General features: G+C 78.3%; 3 protein-coding genes. All 3 read left to right on the top strand.

Features of this window, described 5'->3' with window-relative positions:
* A partial coding sequence (locus tag ACFUEL_RS37285) for a spermidine synthase (protein WP_380242275.1) occupies positions 1-1,583 on the top strand: 1,583 nt, incomplete at its 5' end.
* A gap of 258 nt (positions 1,584-1,841) precedes the next feature.
* Complete coding sequence (locus ACFUEL_RS37280; RefSeq protein WP_380242273.1) at positions 1,842-2,741, top strand: CoxG family protein; 900 nt, start codon at positions 1,842-1,844, stop codon at positions 2,739-2,741.
* 30 nt (positions 2,742-2,771) lie between these two features.
* Positions 2,772-3,308, top strand: a complete 537-nt coding sequence (gene pyrE / locus ACFUEL_RS37275; RefSeq protein WP_030905690.1) for an orotate phosphoribosyltransferase — start codon at positions 2,772-2,774, stop codon at positions 3,306-3,308.
* The last annotated feature ends 26 nt before the right edge of the window (positions 3,309-3,334 follow it).

Raw genomic sequence — 3,334 nt, 5'->3', positions numbered from 1 at the left:
GCGCCGTACCGCCGGCCCTGGCCCCCCGCCCGGCCCGCGTGCTGGTCCTGCTGGCCGCGTTCGTCTGCGCGGCCTGCGGCCTGGTGTACGAACTCGAACTGGTCGCCCTCGGCGGCTACCTGCTGGGCGACTCGGTCACCCAGACCTCCGTGGTGCTGTCGGTGATGGTGTTCGCGATGGGCGTCGGCTCGCTGCTCGCCAAGGGCCTCACCCGCCGCCCGGCCACCTCCTTCGCGCTGGTCGAGTACGCCCTGTCGCTGACCGGCGGCCTGTCCGCGCTGGCCCTGTACTGCGGCTGGGCCTGGCTGCACCAGCCGCGCGCCACCCTGGTCGCGCTGATCGCCGCCACCGTGCTGATCGGCCTGCTGATCGGCGCGGAGATCCCGCTGCTTATGACGCTGATCCAGCGGATCCGCCGGGAGCACGCCGGCCGCGCCGTCGCCGACCTGTTCGCCGCCGACTACGTGGGCGCGCTGATCGGCGGCCTGGCCTTCCCGTTCGTCCTGCTGCCCGCCCTCGGCCAGACCGCCGGGGCGCTGCTGACCGGCGCGGTGAACGCGGTGGCGGGCGCCGTGCTGGTGCTCTGGCTGTTCCGCGCCGAGCCCGCCCCGCGCACCCGGCTGCTGCTGTGGACGGGCTGCGGACTGGTGCTGGCGCTGCTCGCGCTGGCCGCCGCCTGCACCGGCGCGATCGAGCGCGCCGCCCGGCACGCGCTGTACGGCGGCCCGATCCGGTTCGCCACCCAGAGCCGCTACCAGGAGATCGTGCTGACCGGCGGCCCGCAGGAGCCCGCCGGCGCGGCGCCCGCCCCGGACGCGCCCCGGGTGCCCGCGCAGCGCGCCGCGCCGCCGCTGGAGCTGTTCCTGGACGGCCGCCTCGCGGTCTGCGGCCCCGGCGAGTACCGCGACCACGAGGCGCTGGTGCGCCCCGCGCTGGCCGCCGGGCCGAGCGGGCGGGTGCTGGTGCTGGGCGGCGGCGACGGCCTGGCGCTGCGCGAGGTGCTGCGCCACCCGGCGGTGCGCGGCGTGCTGGTGGTCGAGCGGGACGCGGCGCTGCCCGCACTGGCCCGCCGGGACGCCGCGTTCGCCGCGCTGACCGGGTACGCCTTCGACGACCCGCGGGTGCGGCTGGTCCAGGCCGAGCCGATGGAGTGGCTGCGCGGGTCCGGCGAGCGCTTCGACGTGATCGTCGCCGACCTGGACGGCTCCGCCGCGGACGGCAAGTACCGCTCCCGCGAGTTCTTCGGCCTGGCCGCCCGGCGGCTGGCCCCGGCGGGCCGGCTGGCGGCCCGGGGCGGCCCGCCGGGCGGCGGGCTGTGGACGGCCGAGTCCGGCCTGGACGCGGTCGGCCTGGCCACGGTGGCCTACCAGGGCGGCGGCGCCCCGGCCGCGGCCGACTGCGGACGCCCGGGTCCGGCCCCGGCGTTCCTGCTGGCCGCCCGCACCGCCCCGGTGCTGGACCTGGCACCGGACGTGCCGGCCCCCCGTTCGCTGACCGTGCCCGCCCTGCGCGCCTCCGAGGCCCGGCTGGCCGCCCGCCGCCCGTCCCCGCTGCCGCCGCCGCACACCCTGCTGGGGCCGTGACGCCGCCCGGCCCCGGCACGAAGCACCCCGCCCCTCCCCCGCACCCCCAACCCCTCCCCAGCCCCTCGCCCGTCCTCCTCGCTCCTCCCCGCTCCTCCCCGCCCCTTGAAAAGGTCTCCCCCGCCGGGCAGTTAGGCACGGTCGGGGGCCGGCGCGGGCGGTCGGGCGGGGAGCGTGCTGCGTCCATTGGCGGGTTGGTCGTCCCGGCTTCGCGTGGAGGACTCGGCAGGGCGGCGGGCGGTCGGTAGGCTCGCCGGTATGGAGCATGAGGTTGTCGTCCCGGTGCCCGCCGAGGTGGTCCGGGAGGCGCTGGTGGACCGCGAACTGGTGGCCCGCTGCGTGCCGGGGCTGAGCGCGGTCGCGTCGGCGTCCGCGCCCGCGGCGGCGGACAGCCGGCTCAGGATCCGGATCGCCGGGTCGACCATCACCTTCGCCGGGCGGCTGACGGTGGGCGCCTGGCGGGACGGCGTGCTGGAGCTGCGGCTGAGCGGCGAGGAGATCCGCGGCGCGGCCCCGGTCGCCGCCGAGCTGCGGATCACCCTGGCCGAGCGCACCGGCGAGACCGCGGTCCGCTTCAGCGCCGGCCTGACCGCTTCCGGGCGGCTGGCCGGCTTCGACGGGGAGGCGCTGGAGTCGACCGGCCGCCGGCTGATCGACCGGGCGGTGGCGGCGCTGGTCGCCGAGCTGTCCGAGCCCGCCGACCACGACGGCGACGGTGAGGGCGAGGAGGACGGCGGGGACGGCGACCCGGCGGACGGCGCGACCGTGGTCTTCCTGGACGACCGCGAGCGCGGCCAGGACCTCGACGACGACCTGTCCGACCTGATCTCCTTCGACGACGCGGACGACCTGCCCGCCCCGGTGCCCGCCGCCTCCCGTCCGGAGCCCGGCTACGAGCAGGAGGGCGCCCCGGTGCGGCGCAGCATCGTCGGCCGCTCCGCCGAGGAGGTCGACCACGCCCCGCCGCACGGCCGGTACGCGCCCGCCCCGCCCGCGCACAGCGCCCGGGCCCGGGCCGCGTCCCGCTGGGGCGGCGCGGAGCCGACGCTGCTGCCCGGCGCGCACGGCGACCGCAGCGCGCTGCCGTGGATGATCGGCGGCGGGGTGGCGCTGATCGGCGGCGCGGTGGTGCTGGTCCGGGCCCTGCGGCGGCGCTGAGCCGTTTCCGGGCCCCTAGACTGGCTGTCCATGAGCAACGACCGCGACGCCCTGCTGGCGCAGATCAAGGACAAGGCCGTCGTGCACGGCAAGGTCACCCTCTCCTCCGGCCGGGAGGCCGACTACTACGTGGACCTGCGCCGGATCACCCTGGACGCCGAGGCGGCCCCGCTGGTCGGCAAGGTGATGCTGGACGCGGCCGCGGACCTGGAGTTCGACGCGGTGGGCGGCCTGACCCTGGGCGCCGACCCGGTGGCCGCGGCGATGCTGCACGCGGCGGCGGCGCGCGGCCGCAAGCTGGACGCGTTCGTGGTCCGCAAGGCGGGCAAGGCGCACGGCCTGCAGCGCCGGATCGAGGGCCCGGACGTGAAGGGCCGCCGGGTGCTGGCGGTGGAGGACACCTCGACCACCGGCGGCTCGGTGCTGACCGCCGTGGAGGCGCTGCGCGAGGCGGGCGCCGAGGTGGTCGGCGTCGCGGTGATCGTGGAGCGCGGCGCGGCCCCGGCGATCGCCGAGGCGGGCCTGCCGTACGTCACCGCGTACACCCTGGACGACCTGGGCCTGTGAGCGGCTGAGCCCGCGGTCCCCCGTTC

It is taken from the genome of Kitasatospora sp. NPDC057198, assembly GCF_042670125.1.
Taxonomy (GTDB): domain Bacteria; phylum Actinomycetota; class Actinomycetes; order Streptomycetales; family Streptomycetaceae; genus Kitasatospora.
The sequence above is the reverse complement of the archived record's forward strand: the minus strand, read 5'-3'. Positions and strand labels throughout refer to the sequence as shown.

What these genes read in the sequence shown, in the direction of transcription:
- ACFUEL_RS37280 (WP_380242273.1), top strand. Translation starts at nt 1,842, where the DNA reads ATGGAGCATGAGGTTGTCGTCCCGGTGCCCGCCGAGGTGGTCCGGGAG.
- pyrE (WP_030905690.1), top strand. Translation starts at nt 2,772, where the DNA reads ATGAGCAACGACCGCGACGCCCTGCTGGCGCAGATCAAGGACAAGGCC.